Raw genomic sequence first — 25,797 nt, forward strand, 5'->3', positions numbered from 1 at the left:
CAGCGCAGATGAGCGCACCGCGACAGACGTGGGACGACTTCGAGCGCGCCCACGTGCGCATCACGCTGGCCACCGGCCCCGTCGGGTTCCGACCGGCCACCCGACGCTCGGGCGAGTTCCCCGCGGAGCTCGCCGAGGGCCCTGTCCACGTCATCACGGCGTGGAACCCGGGCGGCGAGAAGCGCGACGCGGCGCGCAACGATGCGTCGCAGCGTGAGCTCAGCGCCGAGATCGACCGGCGGCAACTCGCCCGTTGGCCGGCGGTCGGGCTCGACCCGGACAGCGACTGGTACGAGGACAGCATCGCGGTCGTCGGGCTGTCGCGCGACGAGGCATGCGCGCTCGGCCGGCAGTTCGGCCAAGTCGCGATCTTCGAGCTCGTCGACGCACCGGACGGCTTGTTGGTGGTGGCGTGCGACGGCCGCGTCGCGACTGCGCACTCCTGGGCGATCGACCCTGCGCCTGCCTGAAGGCTTGCGGAGCCGGAGGCGCGCGCAAGCGGTCGGGCAGCGGCCCGACCGGGCACCGCGTTGCAGGCGTGTCAGGGCGAGTCGGGAATCAGCGCGTACGTCGAGAAGCACATCTCGTCCTCGGTACCTTCGGCGAACACGATGTACTTCGGCGGCCGGTTCGGGTCGAGCGACCGGTCCCACGTGCACTCCATCCGCACGGTCTGGCCGGCGTCGACGTGGAGCGGCTGTGCGAGCGAGTAGTTCATCTGCCAGTCGAAGTTCCACGTCGGGATGTCGAGCAGGATCTTCTGGCTCGGCAGGCCCGGGTCGAGGGTGAGGCGGAAGCTCTTGCCCAACGTGTGCATGTGGCCCATCACGGCGATGATCGTGCCCGACTGCGGGACTTTGGTGTCGCACGACGAATGGGCCACCCCGTCGAACCCCGCCGTCAGCTCCTCGGGGGTCTTGCCGCAGATCCCCAGCAGCCCCGGCTCGGCGAACGCACCGATGGGTCCGTACAACCTGGCGTCGTCGGCCAGCGCGGCGTCGCGGTTGCACAGCGGTGCGTTGGTGCCCGGCATGCACGGGATCTCGACCGGTGCCAGTGGGTTCACGATGGTGATCGGCCGGATCCTCGAGCTCACCGGGTCGAGCTGGAGAGCCATGCCGGAACGGTCGGGGGTCGGCTTGATGTCCTCGTGGTGGTAGTGGATCTGCAGGACGAGCGCGTCGCCCGGATCGAGCCGGACGCCGCTGTCGTGGCCGTAGATCACCGGCAACTGACCCGGTACCCACCCCGCGATGAGACCGGCTTGACCGACCACCCGGTGGCCACGGCCGCGGCCCAACGCCACACCGGGGCCGCCGTAGCACGACCAGCCGGGCTTGCCGTCCTGGCCCTCGCGCGCGGCCGCCTGATCGCGACCGGCGGCCGGCAACTTGAACACCTGCGCGTGATGGATCTCGTTGATCTGGTCGCCGAGGAACTCGTAGCCGGTCAGGTACATCGACTTGGTGAGGTGCGGGTCGAGGACGAAACAGCGGTAGTCGTTGGGGATCGACGCCGAGCCTTCGTACGCTTTCGCCATGCGCACCACCACGTCGTGGCGCGGCGCCGGACCGGCCGCGCCCGGTGTGGGCTTGATGCGGGTGTCGGCGGGGACGTCGAGGTGGCCTCCGGATTCACCCCACGCCACCAAGTCGTCGACTTGTTGCTGGCTGAGCTGCAACGAGTGCGCGAGCGGCACCCCCTTGGTCGACGCCGGCCAGGGTGGCATGTAGCGAGCCTTCGCCACGACGCCGATGCCCGACGCGACCTTCGACGCGTCGCCGGCCGTGTCGAGCGTCCAGTGCTCCGCGCCGACCTTGCCCGTGTTGTGGCACGACGCGCAGCTCGCTTCGAGGATCGGCTGGATCGTCTTGTGGAACGACGGCCCCGAGCCGTGCTCGGCCGCCCCTGCGGGCGCGGCGATCTGCGTGGGGATCTGGTTGGTCGACGGGTCGAGCGCGGTCAGCCGCATGGTGAGGCGCACGGCGTCCGACGTGCTGACCAGCCCCGCCACCGAGATCGGCCCGGCGCCGAACGTCGACAGCTTGGTGTCGGTGGTGGCCGTGGTGGTGAGGCGACCGTTGGCGAAGCGACCCGTCGCGTCCCACGTGATCGGCGCCGTGGTCTTCTTCACGGTGGCGGTCCCGTGGAGTTGGAAATGGTAGGTGTGCCCCGGTTCGAGACGGGCGGGCAGCCCGCTGATGCTCGTGGTGTGGAACGTGGCGAGCGGATAGGTGGCCGACTCGAGGAAGTCCTCGCGGATGCGGGCATCGCGCAGGCTCTGGTCGGAGTGGAACTGCTCGACGTTGGCCACGATGTCGCCGACCCGGCTGGCCGCAGGGTTGGTCGGGTTCAGCGCCAAGTCGCCGGCGATGCCGTTGGTGGTACCGATCGCATGGCCGGTCGTGGCGCCGACGAGCTTCTCGGACACCTCGTAGCCCAGCTGCGACCGGGTCGGGTCGATGCGGTACACCGTCTCGCCGTTACCGGCGACCAGCCGGGGAGCTGACGGCACCGAGTACCCCACCGTCTTGTACCGGCTCGGCACGTCGAGCCACGAATGGATCTTCCACCACGCGAAGCCCGCGACGCCGCCGAGTACCACCACGACCGCGGCGAGGATCCGCCACTTCGACCGCCACGGCCGCGCGCCGCGCCGGCGGGGCACGTCGGCGGCTGGCTCGGCGTCGGTCATGTCATCTCGTCCCCCTGCGCGGCCGCCCAGCGACCGGCGTGCCCGGGGTGGGATTCGAACCCACACGCCCTTTCGGACAGCGGATTTTGAGTCCGCCGCGTCTGCCATTCCGCCACCCGGGCGAGCTCGTCGATCGTAGCCGGGCGGGTCACGCGAGCAGGACGCCCTCGTGGCGCAGCAGCCAGCGCTTGGCGTCGAGGCCGCCGCCGTAGCCGCCGAGCGCCCCGCCGGTTCGCAGCACGCGGTGGCACGGCTGCACGATCGGGATGGGGTTGGTGGCCATGGCCGTGCCGACCGCGCGGGACGCACCGGGGTGCCCGACCCGGGTGGCGAGGTCGCGGTAGCTGAGCACCACGCCGAACGGCACCAGGGTGAGCTCCCGCAAGACGTCGAGGCGAAAGCCGTGGGAGAGCTGACGGTCGAGCGGGAGATCGAAGTCGCGGCGCGCGCCGTCGAAGTACTCGTCGAGCTGGCGGCGGACGTCGTCGAGGCGGGCCGGGTCCTCCAACACCCGCGGCGACACTCTCGCAGCCAGCTCCTCGAGACCCTCCGCGCCGGTGCCGAAGTGGATCTGCACGAGGCCGACCGACGTGGCCGCCAGCGTGAGGGGACCGATCGGCGTGTCGTGGTGGGTCCAGGCGACGTCGACCAGGCCGGCTGCGGCCGCTGCGTCCCGGGCCCGGGACAGCACATCGGCGGGGACCGACGGCGTGGCACTCGCCGCGGCGCGCAGCCGGTCGACGATCGCGGTGTCGGCAGCGTCGACCGGAGCGGCAGCGTCGGGCGACGAGTCGGTCGGGTTCGAGTGGGCGGAGTTCGGGCGGAGGGTCATGGCGTCACCTGCTTGCGGAGGGTGGCGAGGCCGGCGCGCACGTTCTGGCGGGCGGCCGCCTCGGTGGTTCCGATGACCTCGCCGATCTCCGCGTACGGCAGGTCGGCCAGATAGCGGTACGTCACCGCCGCACGCTGCTTGTCGGGCAGCGCGGCCACCGCTTCCCAGAGCTCGACGTCCGGGAGATCGTCCGCATCGGGACGCCGGCCGGTCGCCACGTCTTCGGGGAGGGCGGCGCGGGTCGACACCGGGCGCCGCGCGGCCGCGCGGGCCGCGTCGATCCGCCGCCGGTGGGCGATCGTGAACAGCCACGCTCGGAGGTTCGCGTCGTGGCGGAGGTCGCGATAGCCGCGCAATGCCGCGAGCACCGTCTCCTGGAACCAGTCGGCGCCATCGTCGGGGCCGAGCAGCGCACGGCAATAGCCCCACAGCGCGGCGCCGTGCTCATCGAGCACCTGCTGGAACGGAGGGAGGTGGCGTGTGGTCATCTCACCGGAGACAACGACGCGGCCGCCGCCCGCGTGAGATCAGGCCGCAGATCAGGCGTCGGCCAGCGCGGCCAGCAGCTTCTTCGGGGTGTCCTTGGGGCTGATCTTGGGCCACGCCGCGGCGATCTTGCCCTTCTCGTCGATCAGGAAGGCGGACCGGATGATCCCCATGAACTTGCGGCCGTACAGCGACTTCTCGCCCCACACGCCATACGCCTCGGCGACCTTGTGGTCGGGATCGGACAGCAACGGGTAGCCGAGCCCGTGCTTCTCGTCGAACTGGGCCTGCTTCTCCGGCGTGTCGGGGCTGATGCCGACGATCACGGTGTCACCGACGTCGCCGGCGATGTCGCGCAGCCCGCATGCCTGGGTGGTGCAGCCGGGTGTGAGGGCCCGGGGGTAGAAGAACACGAGCACCTTGCGCCCCTTGAAGCTCGACAGCCGAACGAGGTCGCCGCGCTGGTCCTTCAATCCGATCGCGGGCGCCCGCTCGCCGGGCTGCGGGGAAGTGGGAGATGCCGTCGCCATGTCCGCCGACCGTAGCCGTCCACCCCCCGCCCCTGTCGCCGAACCCCGCCGCCGCCGCGGCGCTCCCCCCATCCGTGCCGTGAGCAGAAACCCACCCCCACGGTGTTCAAGTGCTCACAGCAGGGTCGGGTGGGTCGGGTGGGTCGGGTGGGTCGGGTGCCCTCGGGCATTTGGGGGAAAAGCCACCTTTTCTGTCGGCTTTCCCGGCTATATGCTGGCTCGGTGCACAACCTGCTGATGACCCTCACGGGCTTCGCGGTGGGCGGGATCGTCGGTCTGACCGGCATGGGCGGCGGCGCGCTGATGACGCCGCTGCTCGTTCTCGTGTTCGGCATCCAACCGGGCGCCGCGGTGTCGAGCGACCTCGTGGCCGCACTCGTGATGAAGCCCGTCGGCGGCGCGGTGCACGCCCGCCGGGGCACCGTACACACGGGGTTGGTCCGCTGGCTGTGCCTCGGGTCCGTTCCTGCGGCCTTTGTCGGCGCCCTCGCCCTGCGAGGCCTTGGCCACGGCGACGAGCTCCAGCACCGCATCGGCCTGGTGATCGGCGGCGCACTGCTGTTGGCCTCCACCGGGATGATCGTCAAGACGGTGATGACCAGGCGCCGCTCGGCCCGGCCCCACACGGACGTGCGCGCCGTGCCGGTCAAGCCGATTCCCACCTTGCTGATCGGCATCGGCGGCGGCCTGATCGTCGGCCTCACGTCGGTCGGCTCCGGGTCGCTGATGCTGGTGACCCTGCTCGCTGTCTATCCACAACTCACGGCGGGGGAGCTGGTCGGCACCGACCTCGTGCAAGCCATACCGCTGGTGGCCGCGGCCACGCTCGGCCACGTGCTGTTCGGTCAGGTGCAGTTCGCGCTCGCCGGCTTCTTGATCCTCGGCGCCGTGCCCGGGGTCTACGTCGGCGCCCGCCTCTCGGCGGTGGCACCCGACCGCGTGATCCGCCCTGCGCTGATCTACGTGCTCACGCTGTCGGGCTTGAAGCTGCTCGGCCTGTCGACGCTCGGCGTCGGCATCGTGGCGCTGGTGCTCGCCGCCCTGATCGGCGGGTGGCTGCTCACCGTCTCGCGGCTCACCCGGCCGACCACGGCCACGCCGACCACCGACACGCCGACCGACATCCCGGCGACCACCACCCCCTCCGGCGTCTCACCGCCTGCGGCCGACGGGGGGATGCAAGCCGGCAACCGACACGCCGCCGCGCGCCACGACGGCGCGCTGGGGTCGACCACGTTCGCCACCGACTGACCCGGATCGCCGTCCCATCCCCCGCCAAACCCACGCCCCGCCGGGCCGAACCGCTCCGGGCACCCGGCGCTCGGCCAGACCCCGCCAGGCCACGCCGGGCCAGGCCGCCTCGGCGCAACGCAAGCGCGGGAGCCCAACTCTCCGTCCGCTCACCGCGCGGCGCGCGAACCTTGTCGCGTGATCGACATCGAGCGACTACGGGCGGACACCCCCGGTTGTGACAACGTCATCCACTTCAACCATGCGGGCGCGTCGCTGCCGCCGGCCCCGGTCACCGAAGCCCTCATCGACCACCTCGGGCTCGAGGCGGACATCGGTGGCTACGAAGCGGCCGACCTCCGCGCCACCGAGCTCGAGGCCGTGTACGACTCGTTGGCCACCCTCGTCGGCGGGCACCGTGACGAGATCGCGCTCGTCGAGAGCGCGACGCGGGCGTGGGACATGGCCTTCTACAGCTTCGACCTCCAGCCCGGCGACCACGTGGTGACCGGCTGGGCCGAGTACGGGAGCAACGCGCTCGGCCTGTTGCAACAAGCTCGGCGGCGCGGCGCGGTGATCGACGTCGTACCCGACGACGCCGACGGCACCATCGACCTCGACGCGCTCGCCGCAGTCCTCACCGACCGCACGCGCCTGATCTCGCTCACCCACTGCCCGAGTCACAACGGTCTGATCAACCCCGCCGCCGAAGTGGGTCGGCTCGCCAAGGAGTGGGGGATCACGTTCCTGCTCGACGCGTGCCAGTCGGTCGGCCAACTGCCCGTCGACGTCAACGAGCTCGGCGCCGACCTGCTCACCGCGACGGGTCGCAAGTTCCTCCGCGGTCCACGCGGCACCGGGTTCTTGTGGGTCCGGCGGTCGCTGCTCCCCCAGCTCGATCCACCGTTCGTCGACGTGCGATCTGCCAACTGGACCGCACCGGCCCGCTACGAGCTGCGCGACGACGCCCGGCGCTTCGAGACCTGGGAGTCGTTCGTGGCCGGCCGGCTCGGTCTCGGCGCGGCCGCCGAGTACGCCATCGCGATCGGGTTGGAGGCCGTCGGCGCGCAGGTCGGACGCCAAGCCGATGCACTGCGAGGCGCGCTGGCTGACCTCGAAGGCGTACACCTGACCGACCGCGGCCGTTGGCGGAGTGGCATCGTGACGTTCCGCCTGGCCGGTCGATCGGCGTACGAGGTCAGAGACCGGCTGCGCGAGGTCGACATCAATGTGAGCGTGACCACTGCATCGGTCGCTCGCCTCGACCCGGTGTGGGACGACGCCGAGGAGCTCGTTCGGGCGTCGGTGCACTACCTGACCACCGACGAGGAGATCGATCAGCTGGTGGCCGCGATCCGTCGGCTCAGCTGACGTCGCTGCAGACCCGCGCCCGCCCTGAACCGGTGCAGCTCAACCCGGCGCGTTGATCAGGAACGTCGCAGCGTGGTCGAAGTACTGGGCGAACGCCTCGCGCGCGGCTTGGTCGACCTCTGGCTCGAGCGCCGCGTCGGCGACGACCGCGTCGACCGCCTCGAGCATGTGGGCGAGCCACGCGTCGCGCTGGCGTTGATCGATCCGGAACTCGACGTGACGCATCCGCAAGCGCGGGTGGCCGCGCTCGGCTGAGTACGTTCCCGGGCCACCCCAGTACTGCTGCAAGAACAAGGCGAGGTGCTCTTTGCCAGGTGCGAGGTCGTCGGGGTAGATCGCCCGCAACGGCGGGTCGGACTCGACCCCTTCGTAGAACCGGTCCACCAGCCGGAAGAAGAACGCCGTGCCACCGACCAGGTCGTAGAGGGTGGCTTGGCGCGCTTCGCGCTCCGGCTCGGGCCGCGGTTCGGCCGCCCCACCAGCTCCGCTGGCACGCGACAAGCGGACCGGCTGCTCCGTCATCGCGCTTCGACCGTCACCGGGGGCGGGGTGCTTGGCGACCGCTCGGGCCGAAGAACCCGCCTTGGGGACGGGCGTGCGCGTGGAAGTGGTTCGGGATGTTGCGCATGTGGCCGTCGACCCAGTGGGCACCGAGCAGGTCGTCGGCCACTGCGGCGAGCCGCTGCATCATGTGGTCGCGGTGGTCGGCGGGCGGCTCCACGCCGTGGTGGCGCCACACGACCATCGGCGTCGAGCAGATCTCGCACTCGGCGATCCAGCAGACCTCGTCCTCGTGGAACCACTCGGTGATCCGCGCCGCTTCGCACAGCGGGCAGCCATCGTCGGGCTCGGGCGGCGAGAAGGAAGGGTCGAACACGGACATGGGTCAGTCGGTCTCCTGCCAGCGCCGATCATCGAGGTCGAGATGTTGCATCACTTCCGGATCGGCGGCCGGACCGTACGCCATGGCCAACGCGCCTCGTGTGCCCGACTTCGGGTCGCGCACACCGAGCACCACCATCTCGTCGCCCGGGTCGCTGTCGCCCTCGAACCGATAGACCCGCTCGACGACCGCTTCGGCTGGCGTGCAGGTGGCGTCACCCGCGCGCCAGCGCAAGTGCCCATCGATGAGCTGGACTTCGGCCGCATACCCGTCGGTGGCGAGCAGGCCGAGAGCGTCGGTGACGGTATCGGGTGCCTTGGTCATGGTCCCAGTGTGGCGCGGCGGCGCCCCGACCGCGCGGCCGAGCCAACCCGAGGCCTGCCGGCGCCACGGCGGGTGACGCTACGTTGGCCGCGGTGCCTGACCCCTCGACTGACCCACCGGCGGACGCGTCGACCGGCTCCGGCCCTCGGTCGAGCGCCGGCAGCGCGTACCTCGTGGCTCCCCCAAGCGACGGCTCGGCGGACGGTCCGCACCCTGGCGTGCTCCTGCTCCACTCCTGGTGGGGTTTGACGCCGTTCGTCCGATCGCTGTGCGACCGCATCGCGGACACCGGCTTTGCGGTGCTGGCACCCGATCTGCTCGACGGCCACCTGCCCACCACCGAAGCCGACGCCGAGCTCTTGTTGCGCGACCGCGACATGAACGAGACCGCCGACCTCGTCGTCTCCAGCGCCCGCACGTTGCGGTCGCTGCCGATCACCCTCGACGCGCCGCTCGGCGTGGTGGGCATGTCGATGGGTGCGTCGCTGGCGCTGTGGCTGGCCACCCGTGCCGCCGAGCACATCGGCGCCGTGTCGATCTTCTACGGCACCCAGGACATCGACTTCATGGGCGCCACAGCCGCCGTGCAGGGCCACTTCGCGGAGCACGACCCCTTCGTCACCGACAACGAGCGCATCGAGATGCAGGCGCACCTGCACCTCGTGGGATTGGAGCCCGAGTTCCACCACTACCCCGGCACCCGGCACTGGTTCTTCGAGTCCGACCGGCAGGCGTACGACGAGGCCGCCGCCGAGCTGGCCTTCGACCGGATGATCACCTTCCTGCACGCGAACCTCGACGTCTCCGACCCCCAGTAGGGTCCGGACGTGCCGCCGACCGCGCCCCGCTGCACCCGCCGACCCGCCACCCCGCCGCTCGTGCTGCTCGCGCTCGGCGTCGCGCTGGTGGCGATGCTCGTGGCCGGCTGCGGTTCGTCGTCGCCGTCGACGAGTCCCACGACCGAAGCCACCAGCGCACCGGCGTCGACCGCCCCGGCCACCACGGCACCCGCCGGCCCGACGGTCGGGTTCCCCACCAACGACGCGGCCGCGCAGCACTTGCTCGACGCGTGGCGCACCCACGACCGAGCTGCGGCCTTGCAGAGCGCCACGGCCAACGCAGCGACCACCATGCTCGCGGTGCCGGTCGGGCAGCTGAACACCCGTGGCTGCGACGCCGGGGAGTTCACCACGTCGAGCTGCGTGTACCGCTTGCTGACGAACCAGTACGAGATCCGCATCGATCTGGAGAAGCGACCGATCGGCTGGGTCGTCACGAACGTGCAGTACAGCCCGCCCACACCGTGAGCGACGCGTCCGCACCCGTGGAGCCCCGGCCATCGGGCACCGCCATCGCGCTGCGCGACCGCGACAGCGGCATCGAGGTGCTGTTGGTCCACAAAGGCGGGGGGCGCCAGTTCCACGCGGGGAGCTGGGTGTTCCCCGGCGGCGCGGTGGACGACGACGACCGCAACGGCCTCGCCCCCGACGACCACCTCGGCGCATGCCGGGTGGCGGCGATCCGCGAGACGTTCGAGGAGTCCGGCGTGCACGTGGAACCCGGATCACTGGTGGCGTTCTCGCACTGGACCACGCCCGAGATGGCCCCGCGCCGCTTCGCCACCTGGTTCTTCTTGGCGACAGTCGACGCAAGCGCCGAACACGTCCCCACCTTCGACGGCCAGGAGATCCAAGACGCTGCCTGGATGACCCCGGGGGTGGCGCTCGAGCGCCACCACGCGGGCGAGATCGACCTCCCGATCCCGCAATACGTCAGCCTGCTCGGCTTGCGCGAACACCCCACTGCGGCCGCCGCGCAGCAGGCGGCCCGCGCCGCCGAGCCCGTGCGCTACCTCGGTCAGCTCCGCGACGCGGGCGGCGGGAGGATGGTGTTCGTGTACGAAGCCGACGCGGCGTACGGCGGCCACCCACTCGACGCGCCGGGCCCACGCCATCGCCTGGTGATCGACGGGCGCCAGATGACGTACGAGCCATTGACGCCCTGATGCCATTCGGCCCGAAGGTGCCTGACCGGAGCCGGGCGGGGCGGGCTGGCGCCGCGTCAGAGCGCGTCGAGCGCGGACCGCAGCGAGCCGAGAAACGCCCCGACGTCGTCGGGTGGCGCGCCGTCGAGGATGCGACGCATCACTGCCGAGCCGACGATCACCCCGTCGGCCACCGCCGCGATCTCCGCTGCCACCTCGGGAGTGGCCACACCGAAACCCATCAGGACCGGGAGATCGGTCACCGCTTTGAGCCGTGACGCGAGCGAACCGGCCAGCTCACCCAAGCTCGCCCGCTCACCGGTGATCCCGAGCAAGCTGACGCCGTACACGTAGCCGGCCGACGCGGAAGTGAGTTCCGCCAGCCGTTCGTCGCTGCTGATCGGGCTGGCGAGCTGCACCGTGGCCACGTCGGAACCCGCCGAGGCGGCGCGCCAGGTGCCCTGCTCCTCGAGCGGCAGGTCAGGCAGGATCACTCCGGACACGCCCGCATCGGTGAGCTCGGCCACGGCGCGGCGGGCGCCCATGCGGAACACCAGGTTCACGTACGTCATCGCCACGACCGGGACGCCGACCTCGGCGTGCCGCAGCTCGTCGAGGATCGACGCCGGCGTGGCTCCTGCCGCCAGCGCCTGCTGGGAAGCGTGCTGGATGACCGGGCCGTCCATGACCGGATCGGAGAACGGGATGCCGACCTCGATCGCGTCGCTGCCCGCGGCGACTGCGGCATGCACGTGGTCGAGCCAGCCCGGCAACCCACCGGTGAAGTACGGGACCAGCAGCTTCCGTCGCTCGTCGCGCCGGGCGCGCAGCGCGCGCTCGAGGGTGCCGAGCTCAGCCACCCGACCCCCCAGCGTCCGGGCCGAGGATCTGTGCCACTTGCGCGACGTCCTTGTCGCCCCGGCCCGACAAGCACACCAACACGGTCTTGCCGGCGAGGGCCTCGCGCTCGCGCATCACCCACGCGACGGCGTGCGAGGACTCGAGCGCCGGGATGATCCCTTCCGTGCGCGACAGCAGCGTGAACGCCTCGAGCACCTCGGGGTCGGCAACCGATTCGTACCGGGCGCGACCCGAGTCCGACAGCCATGCGTGCTCGGGTCCGATGCCGGGATAGTCGAGGCCGGCGGAGATCGATTCGGCCTCGGAGATCTGCCCCCACTCGTCTTGCATGAAGTACGACTGCATCCCGTGGACGATGCCCGGCACGCCCCGGGCGATGGCCGCGCCGCCGGCGGCTTCCGCGCCCACCAGCTCCGCCTCGGTGCCGGCGAACCCGGCGAACACCCCCGCTGCGTTGGAGCCGCCGCCGATGCAGGCGACCACCACGTCGGGCACGCCGTCGCCCGGCGCCGGCCCGCCGGTACCGCCGAGCAGCTCCCGGCACTGGGCGCGGGATTCGTCGCCGATCACCCGCTGAAACTCCCGTACCAGCCACGGGTACGGGTGCGGGCCCATCACGGTCCCGAGGCAGTAGTGGGTGGTCTGCACGCTGGCCACCCAGTCGCGCATCGCCTCGTTGACGGCGTCCTTGAGCGTGCGACTGCCGGTCGTGGCGGGCCGGACCTCGGCTCCCAGCAGCCGCATGCGGAACACGTTGAGGGCCTGGCGCTCCATGTCGACTTCGCCCATGTAGACGACGCACTCCATGTCGAACAGCGCGGCGGCGGTGGCGGTGGCGACGCCATGTTGGCCGGCGCCCGTCTCGGCGATCAGCCGCCGCTTGCCCATGTGCTTGGCCAGCAGCGCTTGCCCCAACACGTTGTTGACCTTGTGCGAGCCCGTGTGGTTGAGGTCCTCGCGCTTCAACAAGACGCGACAGCCGAGCCGCGCGGACAGGCGGGTGGCGTCATAGAGCAACGACGGGCGGCCGGCGTAGTCCCGCAGCAGCGTGTCGAACTCGCCGCGGAAGCCCGGGTCGACCCACAAGCGCCGGAATGCTTCGTCGAGCTCGACGCACGCCGGCATCAGGGTCTCGGGGATGAAGCGACCGCCGTAGTCGCCGAAGCGGCCGTCGGGTGTGGGGTCGGTCATCCGCCAGCGTTCGACCTGGCCCCCTGCAGGGGTCAAAACTCCTCGCTCCAGTCGTAGAGGTCGCCCTCGTAGTGGGGTTCGGCCGGGTCGGCCGCCCGCGCGTTGGCCACGAACGCCCGGACTTTGCGGGCGTCCTTCTGGCCCGGTTCGCCGCCATCGACCTCGACGCCACTCGAGACGTCGACGCCCCACGGCTGCACTGCCGCGATGGCATCACCGACGTTCTCGGGCGTGAGACCGCCCGCGAGGATCAGGCGCGCCCCGGCAGGCACCCCTTCGCTCAGCGTCCAGTCGAAGATCTGCCCCGAGCCCGGCGTGCGCGAGTCGAGCAGCAACGCATCGGCCCGGTAGGACGCGAAGCGTTCGATGTCGGTCGAGCCAGCGGGGAAGGCCTTGATGACGCGCGGCACGCGCTGGCGGATCCAGGCGGTGGTCTCGGGCGTCTCGTGCCCGTGGAGCTGGGCGGCGGCCAGGCCGGCGGAGTTGACGACCTCGACCACGCGCGGCGCCAACTCGTCGCGGAACACGCCGACGGTCATGACCTCGGGCGGCAACCGCTTGACGATGTCGCGCACCAGACCCACGGCCACTTGGCGCTTCGACGGCGCGAAGACGAAGCCGATGGCGTCGGCATCCATCGCCACGGCGAGCAAGGCGTCCTCCTCAGACGTGATGCCGCAGATCTTCACGAACATCGTGGCGATCCTACGGGACACCCCCGTCGACCCCAGACGAATTGGCGAGCCGTCCGGTTCGCCACCTCGCCACCCGGCACGTCCGGTCGCGTCGTCACCGCGCGGCCCGCGCGCCGCGCACCAGCGAGCGCACCGCCTCGGCGGGGTCACCTGACGTCACCAGCATCTCGCCGACCAGCAGCGCGTGGTACCCCGCGTCGACCAACCGCCGGGCGTCGTCGCCGCTGCGAATGCCCGACTCCGCCACCCGCACCACGTGGTCGGGCATGGCTGCGGCCACCCGCACGGCGCGGTCGGTGTCGACCGCGAAGCTGACCAGGTCGCGCTGGTTGACGCCGATCAAGGTGGCGCCTGCGGTGACAGCCCGTTCGACTTCGACTTCGTCATGGGCTTCGACCAAGGCGTCGAGCCCGAGTTCGGCCGCCAAGGCGTGGAAGTCGGTGAGCTCACGGTCGTCGAGCGCCGCGACGATGAGCAGCACGGCGTCGGCACCTATCAGCCGAGCGTCGGCCACGTCGGCTGCCGACACCGTGAAGTCCTTGCGCAACACGGGAACCGACACCGCAGCCCGCGCGACGCGCAGGTCATCGGCCGAGCCGCTGAAGTGGTCGACGTCGGTCAGCACCGACAAGCACGAGGCCCCGCCGGTCTCGTAGTCCGTCGCCACGGCGGCGGGGTCGAGGTCGGGGTGCAACGCACCTTTGGAGGGCGAGCGCCGCTTGACCTCGGCGATGACGGCCACGCCGTGCGCCGCCGCCCCGGCCGCGAGCGCGGCGCGAAACCCACGGGCCGGCTCGGCCGCTCGGGCAGCCGCGATGAGCTGGTCGACGTCGCGCGCGTCAGCGGCGGCGGCGGCGCGATGCGCCGCGAGGATGGCGTCGAGGTACGTGGCCATGTCAGCGATCGTTGATGTTCTCGAACAGCGGGATGAGGATGAAGCTGACCACACCGACCGCCAGCAACAGCAGGCCGAACAGCAACAGGCCGCCGGACCCGACCAGCCAGGCGGCCAGTGCCAGCAGCACCCCGATCGCGATGATCGCCGCGGGAAACACGTCCATCACCCGCTTCAACCGGGCGGGACGCAGGTCAGGGCCGCTCGGTTGGCCGGGCCGATCGCGGGCGAGACGCGGCGGCTCGCGCTGGGCCGCGACGTGTGGCACCTCGTCCGGCAGCGGGGGATGCACGCGGCGGGTGCCTTCCGGCGTTGGCTCGGGCTCGGGTGCGGGCGGCGACTCCCCCGCCGGCGCCGGATCGGCACGCGCCTCGGCAGTCGGCACGGGGTCCGACGCCGTAGCGGGTGGCGCCGGCGATCGTTCGGCCGCGAGCTGCTGGTCGTACGCCGCGCGCTTGGCGGGGTCGCGCAGCACGGCCCAGGCCTCGGCGGCGTCGCTGCGCCGCGCGCGGTCGTCGTCGGCCTCGCCGAGCACCGTGCGGAGGTAGGCCCGCCGGACCTCGGCCGTCGGCGCGTCGGGCGTCACCCCGAGCACCTCGTAGTGGTTCATGGGCGTTCCGTACCAGCTGCCCGTCAGACCGGCAAGGACCGCACGGTGGCCGCCACGGGTCCGCTCGAGCCCTCGACGGTGACCGCGCTGCCGGGCTCCACGGCGCGGCCCACGACACCGAGCGCGTGCTCCCCCGCCACCGACGTGACCTCGCCGACGACCTTGCCGTCGGCGTCGGCGACCGATGCACCGGGTGCCACGTCGCCCGACGCCAGATCGAGCAGCCGGATCGGCCGCGGGACGTGCCCGCCGCGCGAGTCGATGCGGGCCACCAGCTCCTGGCCGGTGTAGCAACCCTTGGTGAAGCTGACCGACTGGTCGACCAGCCACCGACCGCCTTCGTTGGGTATCCCGTCGACCGCCAAGTCGACGCCGGTCACCGGCACGCCGGCGTCGACCCGCAGCTGCTCGTAACGATCCGCGTCGGCCGCCGTCGCGCCGTCCGGCACGTCGACGGTGGGGCCCCACAAGTCGACGCCGTCGATCCCCGGCCAAGGTGCGCCTGCCACGACCTCTGCGGCGCCGGCGAAGCGATCCACCGTTGCGCCGTCGCCGCGGATCGCCACGCACTGCCAGGCGAGGGGCCGAAAGTCGCACTTGGTGCGGAGCTTGAACCGCTCAAGCCGCGCGGTCATCGCCGGACCGATGCCGGCATCGGTGTCGAGCAAGTAGGCCTCTCCCCTCGGCTCGGTGCCGGCCGGCTCGGCGTCAGCCGTCTCGCCGTAAGGAACATCGGCGCCGGCCAGACGGGTGACCCGCAACCACGCCACGGTCTTGCCAGTCGGCTCCAACAGCAGCGCGCGCACCGACTCGCCGACGGCCAAGCTGCTGAGGTCCTGGCTGAGCTGGCCCTGCAGGTACGTCGCCGCGTCAGGCCCGGTGGCGAGCACTGCGTCGCGCTCGATGCGGAACGCCTCCATCACGATGCCTCGGCTCGGGATGTGGCTCGGGATGCCCTCCGCCGTCGCTCCGCGGTCATGCGGCGGGCCGCCGGGACCGCCGCCAACAGCGCGCGGGCCTTGTTGTGGCACTCGAGGTCCTCGTGCTCGGGCACGGAGTCGACCACGATGCCGGCTCCGGCCTGCACCGACGCCAGCCCGTCCGGCCCGACGACCATGGTGCGGATGGCGATCGCGGTGTCGATGTTGCCGCTGAAGTCGAGGTAGCCGACCACTCCCGCGTACGGCCCCCGCTTGGTGGGTTCGAGGTCGTCGATGATCTCCATCGCGCGCACTTTGGGCGCGCCCGACACCGTGCCGGCCGGGAGGGTGGCCCGCAACACGTCGATCGGCGTGCGCCCTTCGGCCAGCGCGCCCGACACCTGCGAGGTGAGGTGCATGACGTGGCTGTAGCGCTCGAGCGTCATCATCTCGTCGACGTGGCACGTGCCGAACTGCACCACCCGGCCGACGTCGTTGCGAGCCAGGTCGACCAACATGACGTGCTCGGCGAGCTCTTTGGGGTGCTCGGACAGCTCGGCGCCGAGGCGACGGTCCTCTTCGTCGGTGCGACCCCGCCGCCGGGTGCCCGCGATCGGCCGCGAGATGACCTTGCCGTCGAGCAGCTGCACCATCGGCTCGGGCGACGCGCCCACCAACGTCACTTCGGGATGGCGCACGAAATACATGTAAGGGCTCGGGTTGATCTGGCGCAGCACCCGGTACACGTCGAACGGCTCGGCCTCGAGCGGGAAGTCGAACCGTTGGGCGAGCACGACCTGGAAGACGTCACCGGCCAGCACGTGCTCCTTGGCCACCTCCACCGCCTGCTGGTACCCCTCGGCGCCCATCGATGACGTGACCTCGGGCAGCGGATCGTCGGGATCGGGGGGGTCGACCAACGGCTCACCGAGCGGACGTGCGCCGTCGGCAGCGAGCCCTTCGAGCCGTGCCATCGCCGCGCGGTACGCGCGGTCGAGCCACGCGTCGTCGGCGCCTTCGGGCACGATCACGTTCTCGATGAGCGTCACCCGCTGGCGCCAGTGGTCGAACGCGGCGAGCTGGCCGATCACGGACAGCACCGCGTCGGGCCGGCCCAAGTGGTCGGTGGGCACGTTGGGCAAGCGCTCGACCTCGCGCACGACGTCGTAGCCGAGATAGCCGACCACACCGCCGTGAAGGGGTGGAAGCTCGGGGATCTGCGGCGACCGGTAGCGGTCGAGCAGCAGCTCGAGGGCAGGCAGGACGCCCTGGTCGAGCGGGAGGTCGGCCAGGCCGGGCAGCTCGCCTTCGAGCTCGAGTTGGCGACCCCGGGCGACGATCGTGGCGATCGGACGGCGTCCCACGAACGACCAGCGGCTCCAGCGCTCGCGCTCCACCGACTCCAGCAAGAAGCCCGGCTCGTCGCCTGCCGTGAGCCGGGCGTACGCGGCGACCGGGGTGATCAGGTCGCCGAGCAGCTCGCGCCACACCGGGACGACCGTGTGGTCGCGGGCGAGAGCGCGAAAGTCGTCGCGGCTGGGTCGGAGCACGACGAGCTACCGGTCGAGCGAGGCCGACGGGCCCGACCCGAACGACCGGTAGAAGCAGGACCGCTGCCCGGTGTGGCACGCCCCGCCGCCCTCCTGGTCGACCACGAACAGCAAGACGTCGCCGTCACAGTCGTAGTACGCCTCGCGCACGAACTGCCGGTCACCTGACGTGTCGCCTTTGCGCCATTCCTCCTGGCGCGACCGGCTCCAGAACACCGTGCGCCCCTCATCGAGCGTGCGCCGCAAGGTGGTCTCGTTCATCCAGGCCATCATCAGGACCTGCCCGGTCGCCTGCTCCTGCACGATCGCCGGCACGAGACCGTCGGCGTTGTACGTGATGTTGGCGAGGTCTTCGTCGCGGATCGGGATGGCAGTGGCCCCGGGCATGGCCGCCATCGTACGGGCCGCTTCCCGAGGTCCCCCAACCGAATACCGTCAGCCGATCGACGTGCGCCTTTGCCAGACTGCGTGGCGGATGAACCCGTTCAGGTAGCTGCACTGATTCGCTGACGCCGTCAGCACCGCCACGCCCGGCGCGGCTTGTCTGGCGCGCCGCGCCACGCCGGCACGAGGTCCACCTCGTCGCTCGACCCCTCACCGGTGCTGCCAGCGACAGCCCAGCACGAACGCCAGGCCCTCGCCGATCATCACCGTCAGAGGTACAGGCCGGTGCTCGACTCTTCGAGGCGCGGCGACGCCACGGCGTGGATGTCGCGCTCGCGCAAGATGAGGTAGTCGGCGCCGCGCACCTCGACCTCGTAGCGGTCCTCTGGGTTGAACAGCACCTGGTCGCCGACTTCCATGGTGCGGACGTTCGGGCCGTGCGCGACGACCTCGGCCCACGCCAGGCGCTTGCCCATCTGGGCGGTGGCGGGGATCAAGATGCCGCCGGTCGACCGGCGCTCGCCCTCGGCCGTGTTCAGCTTCACCAAGATGCGGTCGTTCAGCATCTTGATCGGGAGCTTCTCGTCGTCGGCGGGTCCGGGGGGCGCGTGCTCGGTCACGACGCGACGGTATCCGGCGAGGCGGGCGGCACGGGCCGTACCGCGATCCCCCGCGCCGCCATGGCGGCTTTGGCTTCGGCGATCGTGTGCTCACCGAAGTGGAAGATCGACGCGGCCAGCACCGCGTCGGCGTGGCCCTCGAGGACACCGTCGGCCAAGTGGTCGAGCGTGCCGACCCCGCCCGATGCGATCACCGGCACCCGCACCGCGGCGGCCACGGCCCGGGTGAGCGGGAGGTCGAAGCCGTCACGGGTGCCGTCGCGGTCCATCGACGTGAGCAGGATCTCGCCCGCACCGAGCGCCTCCACTTCCTGCACCCACTCGATGGCGTCGCGGCCGGTGCCGGTGCGTCCGCCGTGGGTCGTGATCTCCCACCAGCCGTCGGGGTGCGCCGGGCCGGCCGGCCGGCGGCGGGCGTCGACCGCCACCACCGCGCACTGGCTGCCGAAGACCTCGGCCACCTCGGTGACCAGCTCGGGTCGGTCGACCGCGGCCGTGTTCATCGACACCTTGTCGGCACCGGCGCGCAACATGCGACGCGCGTCGTCGACGGTGCGGATGCCGCCGCCGACGGTGAACGGGATGAAGACCTGCTCAGAAGTACGCCGGGCGACGTCGACCATGGTGTCGCGGGCGTCGCTCGAGGCAGTGATGTCGAGGAACACCAACTCGTCGGCGCCTTCGAGGTCGTAGCGCGCGGCGAGCTCGACCGGGTCGCCCGCGTCACGAAGGCCGACGAAGTTCACGCCCTTGACGACGCGACCCGCGTCGACGTCGAGACAAGGGATCACACGGGCGCACTCCACCCGACCACGCTACCGGCAACCGCCGCCTGGTCCGGCTGGCCGACTCTCCACCTGGCACGCTGGCCACCATGGCATCGAGCATCGTGATCGTCCGGCACGGCGCGACCGAGTGGAGCGAGGCCGGACGGCACACAGGCCGCACCGACCTCCCACTGCTCGACAAGGGCCGCGACGCGGCACGCCGGCTCCGCCCGTGGTTCGCCGACCGACATTTCGACCTGGTGCTCGTGAGTCCGCTGCGACGGGCGACGGAAACCGCCGAGCTCGCCGGCCTCACCGATCCCGCTCAGGCTGCCGAGCTCGACGCCGACCTCATGGAGTGGGACTACGGCGAGGTCGAGGGCATCACCAGCGCCGACTACCGCGCCACGCATCCGGGCTGGCAGGTGTGGGACGGCTGCCCCGGCGGCGAGACGGCCGACGACGTCGGCAGCCGGGCCGACCGGGTGCTGGCGCGCTGCGCTGCCGTGGACGGGTCGGTGGCCCTGGTGGCCCACGGCCACGTCCTGCGGATCCTCACCGCACGCTGGCTCGCGATGGCCCCGGTCGAGGGACGTTGCTGGGTGCTCGACCCGACGAGCCCCTCCACGCTCGGCCACGAGCACGACAACCGGGTCGTCCGCAGCTGGAACCTGACCGTGGGCTGAGGGGCGGGCCCCGACCTCGGGCCGGTCAGGCCGGCGCGACGGCGGCGAGCGCCTCGTCGATCGTGAACGCACCTTCGTAGAGCGCGCGGCCCACGATGGCCCCGGCGAGGCGCCGGCCGTCGACTTCCAACGAGTCGAGCGTCTGGAGGTCGGCGAGGGTGCCCACGCCCCCCGACGCGACCACCGGCAGGTCGGTGGCGTCCAGCACGCGGGCCAGCCCGTCGACATCGGGGCCTGCGAGCGTGCCGTCGCGCCCGATCTCGGTGACGACGAGCGCGGCGACGGCCGAACCGGCGAACGTGGCGGCGGCGTCGAACAAATCACGCCCGGAACCCTCGACCCAACCCCGCACGGCCACTTCCCAACCCGTGGCGGTGCGGCGGGCGTCGAGTCCCACCGCGACACGGCCCGGATGGCGCGCGGCGAGGTCCCGCACCCAGTCGGGGTCGTCGAGGGCGGCGGTGCCGACGACCACCCGGTGCACGCCCCCGTCGAGCAGCGCGGTGGCCGCGGCGTCGTCGCGCACGCCACCGCTGGCCTCCACCGACGCGCTGGTACCGGACAAGGCGGTGGCGACGTCGAGGATCACCGGACGGTTCCGCGGGTCACCGGTGCGCGCCGCGTCGAGGTCGACCACGTGCAACCACGACGCCCCCGCGGCGGCGAACCGGCGGGCCTGCGCGACCGGGTCGTCGCCGTACACGGTCTCTCGGGCGAAGTCGCCTTGGTACAGCCGGACGCAGCGACCGTCACGCAAGTCGATGGCGGGATACAGGTCCATCAGGCCGCGCTCGTGCCGGCTCGCACGGCAGCGCACTGGCCCACGAACGCGCGAAGGAGCGCGAGCCCGTCGCGGCTCGACTTCTCGGGGTGGAACTGCGTCGACGCCAAGCGACCGAGCCCCGCGGCGGCGACCATCGGACCGCCGTAATCGCAGGTGGCGAGCACGCAGGCCCTGCCGGCGTCCGGAACCACCGCGGCGTACGAATGGACGAAGTACGCCCACGGGTGAGCCGGCATCTGCGCGAACAGCGGGTGGCGGGGTTGCACCGGGTCGAGGCGATTCCACTGCATCTGCGGCCGCTTCACGCCGTCGGGCAGCAGCGTCACGTGACCCGGCAGCAGGCCGAGGCCGGGTGCGTCGGGCGACTCGTCGGATCCGTCGAACAGCAGCTGCATGCCGACGCAGATCCCGAGGAACGGCACGCCCCCGCCATCGCGAGCTGCCGTGGCCAGCGCCACGACCTCGGTTTCGAGGCCTGACGCGCGCAGCGCGCTGCGGCACTTCCCGAACGCGCCGACACCGGGCAGCACCACCCCGTCGGCCGTGGCGATGCGCGCCGGATCGCTCTCCAACGCGGCGTCCGCACCCGCCTGCTGCAAGGCCTTCTCGACCGAACGGAGGTTGCCGATCCCGTAGTCGACCACCGAGATCCGGGGCCGCGACCCGGGCCCCGGAACGGATGCCCCGCTCACAGCTGGCCCTTGGTCGACGGCACCCCACGGCCTTCGACGCGCACCGCGTCGCGCAAGCAGCGCGCCACGCCCTTGAACGTGGCCTCGACGACGTGGTGGGTGTTCACCCCGGCTCGCTTGGTGACGTGCAGCGTGATGCCGGCTGCCGTCGCGAACGACTGCCAGAAGTGCTCGGACATCTCCGGGTTGAAGGGCGGATCGCCCAGCGGGAGGACTTCACCGAACGGCACGTCGAACACCACGAACGGCCGGCCCGACAAGTCGAGGGCAACTTCGACCAGCGCCTCGTCGAGTGGGTACAGCCCGCTCGCGAACCGCCGAACGCCCGCTTTGTCGCCGAGCGCCTCGCGGAACGTCTCCCCGATCAAGATGCCCGTGTCCTCGACGGTGTGGTGCCCGTCGACCTGCAAGTCGCCCTTGGCCTCGACCCGGAGATCGAAGCCGCCGTGGCGGCCGAGCTGGTCGAGCATGTGGTCGAAGAACGGCAGACCCGTCGACACCTCGACCTGCCCCGTCGGGCCGTCGAGGTCGAGGGTCACCGAGATGTCGGTCTCCTTGGTGGTGCGGCTGCGGCCGGCGGACCGGGTCGAAGTCATGTCGGGTTCGGCCTTTCGCCCAGGGCGCGCCGGAGCGCAGCGAGGAACCGGGTGTTCTCGTCAGCGGTCCCGACGGTCACCCGGAGGCAGCCTTCGAGGCCGGGCCAGGACGCGCAGTTGCGGATCAGGACCGACTGGTCGACCAAGCGCTGCCAGACCTCGTCGCCACCGACGCCGCGCGGCCGGAACAAGATGAAGTTGGCGGCGGACGGCCAGACATCGACGTCAAGGTCGGCGAGACCCGCCTCGATCCGACCTCGCTCCTCGACGATCGCCGCGACCCGCGCTTCCATCTCCGCGGCGTGGTCGAGCGCGAGCCGCCCTGCCAGCTGCTTCATGGCGTCGAGGTGGTAGGGCAGCGCCACCTTCCACAGCTCGGCCACCAACCATGGCGGCCCGATGAGGTAACCGAGGCGGGCCGCGGCCATCGACCAGGTCTTGGAGTACGTGCGGGTGACCGCGAGCGGCACATCGGGACCGACGAGATCGAGCGCGCTCCACGGCGCGAACTGCCCGTACGCCTCGTCGACCACCACCAGACCAGGCGCCGCGCCGAGCGCGTGCCGCACGAGCTCGGGGTCCTCGGCCAGGCCCGTGGGGTTGTTCGGCGAGCACAGGAACAACACGTCGGGGGCGCGCTGCGCGAGCAAGCGGTCGAGCTCTGTGCGATCGAGCCCGAACGACTCGTCGCGTGCGCCCACGACCACCTCCGTGCCGGTGAGCCGCGCGATGTGGCTGTGCAACGCGTACGTCGGCTCGAACACCGCAGCGGTTCGCCCCGCGCCTCCGTACGTGAGGAGCAGCACTTGCAGCACCTCGTTGGATCCATTGGCCACGAACACCTGCTCGGGACCGACCTCGTGCAGCTTGCCGATCGCCGTGCGCAAGCCGGTGGCCTCGCGGTCGGGGTAGCGGTGCCAGTCGAGAGCGCGGATCCCCGCCGTGAGCTCGTCGACGAACGCCGCGGGTGGCTGGAACGGCGATTCGTTGGTGTTGAGCCGCACGTCGACCGCGACTTGTGGAGAGTGGTAGCCCTCCATCAACGCGACGTCGTCGCGCGGCGCGACCCTCGGTGTCGACCCAGCCATGGCAGTCGGCTTCGATCCGGAGGCGCTCACGCGCGGACCCTCCGCGCCACGGACTCGGCGTGCGCCACCAACCCCTCGGCCTCGGCCAGCGTCTCGATGGTGGGAGCGAGCGCGTCGAGGGCCGGCCGGTCGACGCCGACCACGTGGACCTCCTTGAGGAAGTCGCGGACCGACAGCGCGGAGCCGAACCGCGCCGTGCGGGCGGTGGGGAGCACGTGGCTGGGGCCAGCCGCGTAGTCGCCCACCGACGACGGGGTCCATGGCCCGCAGAAGATCGCGCCTGCGTGGCGGATCGCCCGCACGAGCCGTGCGGGCTCCGCGGTGAGGATCTCGAGGTGCTCCGCGGCCACGACGTTGGCGACGTCGCAGGCTTGCTCGGGCCCGTCGCACAGCACGAGGTAACCGCCTTGCGCGAAGTTCGCCTCGATGTCACCGCGCCGCGGCGCCGCGGCGACTTGGCGCTCCACTTCTCGTTCCACCGAGTCGGCGACGTCGGGCGACCAGGTGACGACCCACGACTGCCCCACCGGACCGTGCTCGGCCTGGAGGATGATGTCGACCGCGACGTACTCGACCCGCGCGGTCTCGTCCGCGAGCACCACGATCTCCGACGGGCCCGCGAACGCGGAAGGGACGCCCACGAGGCCGCGGCCGGCGACCTCGCGCTGGGCGGTGGCGACGTACACGTTGCCCGGCCCGGCGATCACGTCGACCGGGCGGCACGACTCGGTGCCGAACGCCAGCATGGCCACGGCTTGCACGCCGCCCACGCGGTACACCTCGTCGACCCCCACGATGGCGGCGGCGGCCAGCGTGATGGCGGGGATCTCGCCGTCGGGGCCGGGCGGTGAGCACAGCGCGACCGACCCGGCACCCGCGACGCTCGCCACCCCGGCGGTGTGGATCACGCTCGACGGGTAGCGCGCTCGGCCACCCGGCACATAGACCCCCGCACGCTCGACGGGACGGAACACGGTGTCGACCCGGACGGTGCCGCCGCCTTCGCGCCGCTCGTACGTCGAAGGGGAAGCGGTCGCGGCCAACGCGTGGCGGTGGAAGTCAGCCACGGCGCCGGCGGCCGCTTCGAGCGCGGCTCGGAGATCGGGATCGATCGACGCGAGGGCCGCGTCGATCTGAGCTGCGGGAACCCGCACGTCGGCGATCGCGGCACCGTCGAATTGCTTCGTGTAGGCCCGCACGGCCGCGTCGCCCTCGACTCGCACTCGGTCGAGCACCTCGCGGACCACCTCGACCGGGCCCGACGCGTCGGCCTTCGGCGCAGGAAGCAGTTCCGCGAGGCCGCGGGTCACGCCTCGGACGTCGATGCGGGTGAGCACGTGGTGAGGCTACCGGTCGCCCGTACCCACCCCGGAAGGGTTAACTGGCCCGATGTCGCCGCCCGACCCCCGCGTCCAGATGTCGGCCATGTCGAGCGTGATCGACGACCTCAGCGCCCGGGTCGCCGAGCTCGCCAAGTCGCTCGAGAGCCCCGAGACCGAGCACATCGCCGCCACCATCTACGAGGTGGAACGGTCGCTCCGCACCGCCAGGCGATCGCTGGTTCGCGCGGAGCGCGCGCTGGGATGAACGCGGTGCGAGAGATTCGCCACAAATCTCAAAAGTTCCCGACTTTCTTATCCCCACCAGACCCGAGTCTGAGTAACGTGAGCAACAGACCAGGTACCCGCCACCTGGTTCTGGGGTGACTCAGGGATCCGCCGCCCGAGTCACCAGTGACGGCGCCCCTCGTGGGCGCCGTCACTTGTTTTCGGCCGGACCGCCAGCGCGTCCGCCGGTGGGGCGAATCATCCCGCGAACGCCGACGGGCAGAAGTCCTGTAGCACGCATTCCGCGCACTTGGGACGGCGCGCGATGCACACACGCCGGCCGTGCAAGATCACCCGCAAGCTGAAGACCCCGCGCTCGTCCGCCGGCACCATCGGGTTGAGTTCGTACTCGATCTTCACCGGGTCGGTCTCGGCGATCAGCCCCAGCAAGCGGCACACCCGCTGCACGTGCGTGTCGACGGGGAGCCCCGGGAGCCCCATCGCCACTGAACGGACCACGTTGGCGGTCTTGCGGCCCACGCCCGGCAAGGCGACGAGGTCGGCCATGGCTTCGGGCACCTGCCCGTCAAACCGCTCGACCAGCGCGTTCGCCATGCCCAGCAAGCTCTTCGTCTTGTTCTTGTAGAAGCCGGTCGACTGCACGATCCGCTCCACATCCGCGGGATCGGCTGCCGCCAACTCCAGGGCCGACGGGTAACGGGCGAACAGCTCCGGCGTCACCGCGTTCACCCGTACGTCGGTGGTCTGTGCCGACAAGATCGTGGCGACCAGCAGCTCGAACGGGTTGCGGTGGTCGAGCTCGCACAGCGCGACGGCATCGCCTGGATACTCGTCGGCCAGCCGCTCATGGGTGAGGCGGGCTCGGCCCTTGGGCGATCGGGGACGTCGGGTGGCTGCCATCGCCGGAACGGTACCGGGGCCGGCGCCGGGTCGAACTACGGTGCCGTCGATGGCCGGGTCCGAGCGCTCGTGGGTGGTCAGCGGGCCCGACGCGGCCACCGACGCCGAGGCGCTGGCGCGCGGCTTGCACCACCGGCGCGACTTGTATCAGCTCCGCGTCCCGCTGCCGCTGGTCGACGCCGCGCCGGCGGTGGCCACTCGGGCGCTGCGGCCCGGGACCGCCGACGAGGGGGCGTGGATCCAGGTCAACAACCGCGCCTTCGCCGACCACCCCGACCAGAGCGACTACACGATCGAACGGCTCCACGCCCGCATGGCCGAGCCCTGGTTCGACCCCGAGGGCTTCCTCCTCCACGAGCGGGACGGGCAGCTCGCGGCGTTCTGCTGGACCAAGGTCCATCCCGCCGCCGCGCCCGACCCCGTCTTGGGGGAGATATTCGTGATCGCCGTCGACCCCGCGTTCCAAGGGCTCGGGCTCGGCCGGTCGATGACGGTGGCCGGCCTCGACTGGCTCCACCACCACGGCATCGACACCGCCATGTTGTACGTCGACGCGGTGAACACCCCGGCCGTGAAGCTCTACGCGTCGCTCGGCTTCACCCACCACCACACCGACCGCGTCTACTCCTGACCCGCTCCCGACCCGCCTCCCCCG

32 protein-coding genes and 1 tRNA gene are annotated in these 25,797 nt (G+C 71.6%); 9 read left to right on the forward strand and 24 right to left on the reverse strand.

What is annotated here, in order from left to right:
* The first annotated feature begins 8 nt into the window (after positions 1-8).
* Positions 9-470 (forward strand): DUF3293 domain-containing protein, encoded by a 462-nt coding sequence (locus tag VHA73_03155; GenBank protein HVX17007.1) that lies wholly within the window; start codon positions 9-11, stop codon positions 468-470.
* 71 nt (positions 471-541) lie between these two features.
* On the opposite strand, the gene VHA73_03160 is transcribed toward VHA73_03155, so the two are convergent.
* From VHA73_03160 to bcp, 5 genes are all read right to left on the reverse strand, one after another.
* Positions 542-2,695, reverse strand: coding sequence for a YceI family protein (locus VHA73_03160; protein HVX17008.1), 2,154 nt, complete (start codon positions 2,693-2,695; stop codon positions 542-544).
* Between the two features lie 39 nt (positions 2,696-2,734).
* Positions 2,735-2,817: transfer RNA gene (locus VHA73_03165), tRNA-Leu, on the reverse strand.
* 26 nt (positions 2,818-2,843) lie between these two features.
* Positions 2,844-3,527, reverse strand: a complete 684-nt coding sequence (locus VHA73_03170) for a methylated-DNA--[protein]-cysteine S-methyltransferase (GenBank protein HVX17009.1) — start codon at positions 3,525-3,527, stop codon at positions 2,844-2,846.
* Complete coding sequence (locus VHA73_03175) at positions 3,524-4,015, reverse strand: sigma-70 family RNA polymerase sigma factor (protein ID HVX17010.1); 492 nt, start codon at positions 4,013-4,015, stop codon at positions 3,524-3,526. Before VHA73_03175 ends, VHA73_03170 begins: the two co-directional genes overlap by 4 nt.
* Positions 4,016-4,066: 51 nt before the next feature.
* A complete protein-coding gene (bcp, locus tag VHA73_03180; protein HVX17011.1) occupies positions 4,067-4,543 on the reverse strand; it encodes a thioredoxin-dependent thiol peroxidase in 477 nt (158 codons plus the stop codon).
* A 222-nt stretch (positions 4,544-4,765) separates the two neighbouring features.
* Between bcp and VHA73_03185 the strand changes: the two genes are divergently transcribed.
* The gene (locus VHA73_03185; GenBank protein ID HVX17012.1) at positions 4,766-5,794 is read left to right on the forward strand and encodes a sulfite exporter TauE/SafE family protein; all 1,029 of its coding nucleotides are present in this window, start codon (positions 4,766-4,768) and stop codon (positions 5,792-5,794) included.
* Positions 5,795-5,971: 177 nt separating this feature from the next.
* On the forward strand, positions 5,972-7,144 hold the full coding sequence (locus VHA73_03190; GenBank protein HVX17013.1) for an aminotransferase class V-fold PLP-dependent enzyme: 1,173 nt from the start codon (positions 5,972-5,974) through the stop codon (positions 7,142-7,144).
* Positions 7,145-7,183: 39 nt separating this feature from the next.
* Here the strand turns inward: VHA73_03190 and VHA73_03195 are convergent, their stop codons facing one another.
* From VHA73_03195 to VHA73_03205, 3 genes are read right to left on the reverse strand one after another with little or no spacing between them, the layout of a single operon-like run.
* On the reverse strand, positions 7,184-7,666 hold the full coding sequence (locus VHA73_03195) for a globin (protein HVX17014.1): 483 nt from the start codon (positions 7,664-7,666) through the stop codon (positions 7,184-7,186).
* Positions 7,667-7,679: 13 nt separating this feature from the next.
* A complete protein-coding gene (locus tag VHA73_03200; GenBank protein HVX17015.1) occupies positions 7,680-8,027 on the reverse strand; it encodes a hypothetical protein in 348 nt (115 codons plus the stop codon).
* Between the two features lie 3 nt (positions 8,028-8,030).
* Positions 8,031-8,351, reverse strand: coding sequence for a hypothetical protein (locus tag VHA73_03205; protein HVX17016.1), 321 nt, complete (start codon positions 8,349-8,351; stop codon positions 8,031-8,033).
* A 92-nt stretch (positions 8,352-8,443) separates the two neighbouring features.
* Here VHA73_03205 and VHA73_03210 point away from each other — a divergent pair, with 92 nt between their 5' ends.
* The 3 genes from VHA73_03210 to VHA73_03220 are packed head-to-tail and all read left to right on the forward strand — an operon-like array spanning position 8,444 to position 10,356.
* Entirely contained in the window at positions 8,444-9,169 is a 726-nt protein-coding gene (locus tag VHA73_03210; protein HVX17017.1) for a dienelactone hydrolase family protein, read from the forward strand.
* 9 nt (positions 9,170-9,178) lie between these two features.
* Complete coding sequence (locus tag VHA73_03215; protein ID HVX17018.1) at positions 9,179-9,658, forward strand: hypothetical protein; 480 nt, start codon at positions 9,179-9,181, stop codon at positions 9,656-9,658.
* The gene (locus VHA73_03220; GenBank protein HVX17019.1) at positions 9,655-10,356 is read left to right on the forward strand and encodes an NUDIX hydrolase; all 702 of its coding nucleotides are present in this window, start codon (positions 9,655-9,657) and stop codon (positions 10,354-10,356) included. Before VHA73_03215 ends, VHA73_03220 begins: the two co-directional genes overlap by 4 nt.
* Positions 10,357-10,412: 56 nt before the next feature.
* Here the strand turns inward: VHA73_03220 and trpA are convergent, their stop codons facing one another.
* From trpA to hisF, 10 genes are all read right to left on the reverse strand, one after another.
* Positions 10,413-11,195 (reverse strand): tryptophan synthase subunit alpha, encoded by a 783-nt coding sequence (trpA, locus tag VHA73_03225; protein ID HVX17020.1) that lies wholly within the window; start codon positions 11,193-11,195, stop codon positions 10,413-10,415.
* Positions 11,188-12,387: a tryptophan synthase subunit beta gene (trpB, locus tag VHA73_03230; protein ID HVX17021.1), complete on the reverse strand. Its 1,200-nt coding sequence runs from the start codon at positions 12,385-12,387 to the stop codon at positions 11,188-11,190. Before trpB ends, trpA begins: the two co-directional genes overlap by 8 nt.
* Before the next feature lie 32 nt (positions 12,388-12,419).
* Positions 12,420-13,082, reverse strand: a complete 663-nt coding sequence (locus tag VHA73_03235; GenBank protein HVX17022.1) for a phosphoribosylanthranilate isomerase — start codon at positions 13,080-13,082, stop codon at positions 12,420-12,422.
* A 94-nt stretch (positions 13,083-13,176) separates the two neighbouring features.
* The gene (gene trpC / locus VHA73_03240; GenBank protein HVX17023.1) at positions 13,177-13,977 is read right to left on the reverse strand and encodes an indole-3-glycerol phosphate synthase TrpC; all 801 of its coding nucleotides are present in this window, start codon (positions 13,975-13,977) and stop codon (positions 13,177-13,179) included.
* Position 13,978: 1 nt separating this feature from the next.
* Positions 13,979-14,587, reverse strand: coding sequence for a DnaJ domain-containing protein (locus tag VHA73_03245; protein HVX17024.1), 609 nt, complete (start codon positions 14,585-14,587; stop codon positions 13,979-13,981).
* 23 nt (positions 14,588-14,610) lie between these two features.
* Positions 14,611-15,507, reverse strand: a complete 897-nt coding sequence (locus VHA73_03250; protein ID HVX17025.1) for a hypothetical protein — start codon at positions 15,505-15,507, stop codon at positions 14,611-14,613.
* Positions 15,507-17,057 carry an anthranilate synthase component I gene (gene trpE, locus VHA73_03255; protein ID HVX17026.1) on the reverse strand — a complete coding sequence of 517 codons (1,551 nt, stop codon included), beginning with the start codon at positions 17,055-17,057 and terminating at the stop codon, positions 15,507-15,509. Before trpE ends, VHA73_03250 begins: the two co-directional genes overlap by 1 nt.
* Positions 17,058-17,063: 6 nt before the next feature.
* Entirely contained in the window at positions 17,064-17,444 is a 381-nt protein-coding gene (gene hisI / locus VHA73_03260) for a phosphoribosyl-AMP cyclohydrolase (protein HVX17027.1), read from the reverse strand.
* 266 nt (positions 17,445-17,710) lie between these two features.
* Positions 17,711-18,061 carry a co-chaperone GroES gene (locus tag VHA73_03265; protein ID HVX17028.1) on the reverse strand — a complete coding sequence of 117 codons (351 nt, stop codon included), beginning with the start codon at positions 18,059-18,061 and terminating at the stop codon, positions 17,711-17,713.
* Positions 18,058-18,867: an imidazole glycerol phosphate synthase subunit HisF gene (gene hisF / locus VHA73_03270; GenBank protein HVX17029.1), complete on the reverse strand. Its 810-nt coding sequence runs from the start codon at positions 18,865-18,867 to the stop codon at positions 18,058-18,060. The genes VHA73_03265 and hisF overlap by 4 nt, the downstream gene beginning before the upstream one ends.
* Positions 18,868-18,935: 68 nt before the next feature.
* Here hisF and VHA73_03275 point away from each other — a divergent pair, with 68 nt between their 5' ends.
* Positions 18,936-19,514 (forward strand): histidine phosphatase family protein, encoded by a 579-nt coding sequence (locus VHA73_03275; protein HVX17030.1) that lies wholly within the window; start codon positions 18,936-18,938, stop codon positions 19,512-19,514.
* Positions 19,515-19,539: 25 nt separating this feature from the next.
* On the opposite strand, the gene VHA73_03280 is transcribed toward VHA73_03275, so the two are convergent.
* Genes VHA73_03280 through hisD form a run of 5 tightly spaced genes read right to left on the reverse strand, consistent with a single transcriptional unit; the run spans position 19,540 to position 24,011 of the window.
* Positions 19,540-20,295, reverse strand: a complete 756-nt coding sequence (locus VHA73_03280; GenBank protein HVX17031.1) for a 1-(5-phosphoribosyl)-5-[(5-phosphoribosylamino)methylideneamino] imidazole-4-carboxamide isomerase — start codon at positions 20,293-20,295, stop codon at positions 19,540-19,542.
* Positions 20,295-20,990, reverse strand: coding sequence for an imidazole glycerol phosphate synthase subunit HisH (gene hisH / locus VHA73_03285; protein ID HVX17032.1), 696 nt, complete (start codon positions 20,988-20,990; stop codon positions 20,295-20,297). The genes VHA73_03280 and hisH overlap by 1 nt, the downstream gene beginning before the upstream one ends.
* Positions 20,987-21,586, reverse strand: a complete 600-nt coding sequence (hisB, locus tag VHA73_03290) for an imidazoleglycerol-phosphate dehydratase HisB (protein HVX17033.1) — start codon at positions 21,584-21,586, stop codon at positions 20,987-20,989. Before hisB ends, hisH begins: the two co-directional genes overlap by 4 nt.
* A complete protein-coding gene (gene hisC / locus VHA73_03295) occupies positions 21,583-22,704 on the reverse strand; it encodes a histidinol-phosphate transaminase (GenBank protein HVX17034.1) in 1,122 nt (373 codons plus the stop codon). The genes hisB and hisC overlap by 4 nt, the downstream gene beginning before the upstream one ends.
* Positions 22,701-24,011 (reverse strand): histidinol dehydrogenase, encoded by a 1,311-nt coding sequence (gene hisD / locus VHA73_03300; GenBank protein ID HVX17035.1) that lies wholly within the window; start codon positions 24,009-24,011, stop codon positions 22,701-22,703. The genes hisC and hisD overlap by 4 nt, the downstream gene beginning before the upstream one ends.
* A 52-nt stretch (positions 24,012-24,063) precedes the next feature.
* Here hisD and VHA73_03305 point away from each other — a divergent pair, with 52 nt between their 5' ends.
* Positions 24,064-24,261: a hypothetical protein gene (locus VHA73_03305; protein ID HVX17036.1), complete on the forward strand. Its 198-nt coding sequence runs from the start codon at positions 24,064-24,066 to the stop codon at positions 24,259-24,261.
* Positions 24,262-24,479: 218 nt separating this feature from the next.
* Here the strand turns inward: VHA73_03305 and nth are convergent, their stop codons facing one another.
* Positions 24,480-25,142, reverse strand: coding sequence for an endonuclease III (gene nth, locus VHA73_03310; protein ID HVX17037.1), 663 nt, complete (start codon positions 25,140-25,142; stop codon positions 24,480-24,482).
* A gap of 49 nt (positions 25,143-25,191) precedes the next feature.
* Between nth and mshD the strand changes: the two genes are divergently transcribed.
* Positions 25,192-25,773, forward strand: a complete 582-nt coding sequence (gene mshD / locus VHA73_03315; protein HVX17038.1) for a mycothiol synthase — start codon at positions 25,192-25,194, stop codon at positions 25,771-25,773.
* The last annotated feature ends 24 nt before the right edge of the window (positions 25,774-25,797 follow it).

The organism is Acidimicrobiales bacterium (assembly GCA_035547835.1).
Lineage (GTDB): Bacteria > Actinomycetota > Acidimicrobiia > Acidimicrobiales > Iamiaceae > DASZTW01.

What these genes read in the sequence shown, in the direction of transcription:
- trpB (HVX17021.1), bottom strand. Translation starts at nt 12,387, where the DNA reads ATGACCGACCCCACACCCGACGGCCGCTTCGGCGACTACGGCGGTCGC.
- VHA73_03205 (HVX17016.1), bottom strand. Translation starts at nt 8,351, where the DNA reads ATGACCAAGGCACCCGATACCGTCACCGACGCTCTCGGCCTGCTCGCC.
- VHA73_03235 (HVX17022.1), bottom strand. Translation starts at nt 13,082, where the DNA reads ATGTTCGTGAAGATCTGCGGCATCACGTCTGAGGAGGACGCCTTGCTC.
- VHA73_03170 (HVX17009.1), bottom strand. Translation starts at nt 3,527, where the DNA reads ATGACCCTCCGCCCGAACTCCGCCCACTCGAACCCGACCGACTCGTCG.
- bcp (HVX17011.1), bottom strand. Translation starts at nt 4,543, where the DNA reads ATGGCGACGGCATCTCCCACTTCCCCGCAGCCCGGCGAGCGGGCGCCC.
- mshD (HVX17038.1), top strand. Translation starts at nt 25,192, where the DNA reads ATGGCCGGGTCCGAGCGCTCGTGGGTGGTCAGCGGGCCCGACGCGGCC.
- VHA73_03195 (HVX17014.1), bottom strand. Translation starts at nt 7,666, where the DNA reads ATGACGGAGCAGCCGGTCCGCTTGTCGCGTGCCAGCGGAGCTGGTGGG.
- VHA73_03250 (HVX17025.1), bottom strand. Translation starts at nt 15,507, where the DNA reads ATGGAGGCGTTCCGCATCGAGCGCGACGCAGTGCTCGCCACCGGGCCT.
- VHA73_03155 (HVX17007.1), top strand. Translation starts at nt 9, where the DNA reads ATGAGCGCACCGCGACAGACGTGGGACGACTTCGAGCGCGCCCACGTG.
- hisB (HVX17033.1), bottom strand. Translation starts at nt 21,586, where the DNA reads ATGACTTCGACCCGGTCCGCCGGCCGCAGCCGCACCACCAAGGAGACC.
- VHA73_03305 (HVX17036.1), top strand. Translation starts at nt 24,064, where the DNA reads ATGTCGCCGCCCGACCCCCGCGTCCAGATGTCGGCCATGTCGAGCGTG.
- VHA73_03245 (HVX17024.1), bottom strand. Translation starts at nt 14,587, where the DNA reads ATGAACCACTACGAGGTGCTCGGGGTGACGCCCGACGCGCCGACGGCC.
- VHA73_03175 (HVX17010.1), bottom strand. Translation starts at nt 4,015, where the DNA reads ATGACCACACGCCACCTCCCTCCGTTCCAGCAGGTGCTCGATGAGCAC.
- hisI (HVX17027.1), bottom strand. Translation starts at nt 17,444, where the DNA reads ATGCCCGGGGCCACTGCCATCCCGATCCGCGACGAAGACCTCGCCAAC.
- VHA73_03280 (HVX17031.1), bottom strand. Translation starts at nt 20,295, where the DNA reads ATGGACCTGTATCCCGCCATCGACTTGCGTGACGGTCGCTGCGTCCGG.
- nth (HVX17037.1), bottom strand. Translation starts at nt 25,142, where the DNA reads ATGGCAGCCACCCGACGTCCCCGATCGCCCAAGGGCCGAGCCCGCCTC.
- trpC (HVX17023.1), bottom strand. Translation starts at nt 13,977, where the DNA reads ATGGCCACGTACCTCGACGCCATCCTCGCGGCGCATCGCGCCGCCGCC.
- VHA73_03200 (HVX17015.1), bottom strand. Translation starts at nt 8,027, where the DNA reads ATGTCCGTGTTCGACCCTTCCTTCTCGCCGCCCGAGCCCGACGATGGC.
- VHA73_03275 (HVX17030.1), top strand. Translation starts at nt 18,936, where the DNA reads ATGGCATCGAGCATCGTGATCGTCCGGCACGGCGCGACCGAGTGGAGC.
- VHA73_03160 (HVX17008.1), bottom strand. Translation starts at nt 2,695, where the DNA reads ATGACCGACGCCGAGCCAGCCGCCGACGTGCCCCGCCGGCGCGGCGCG.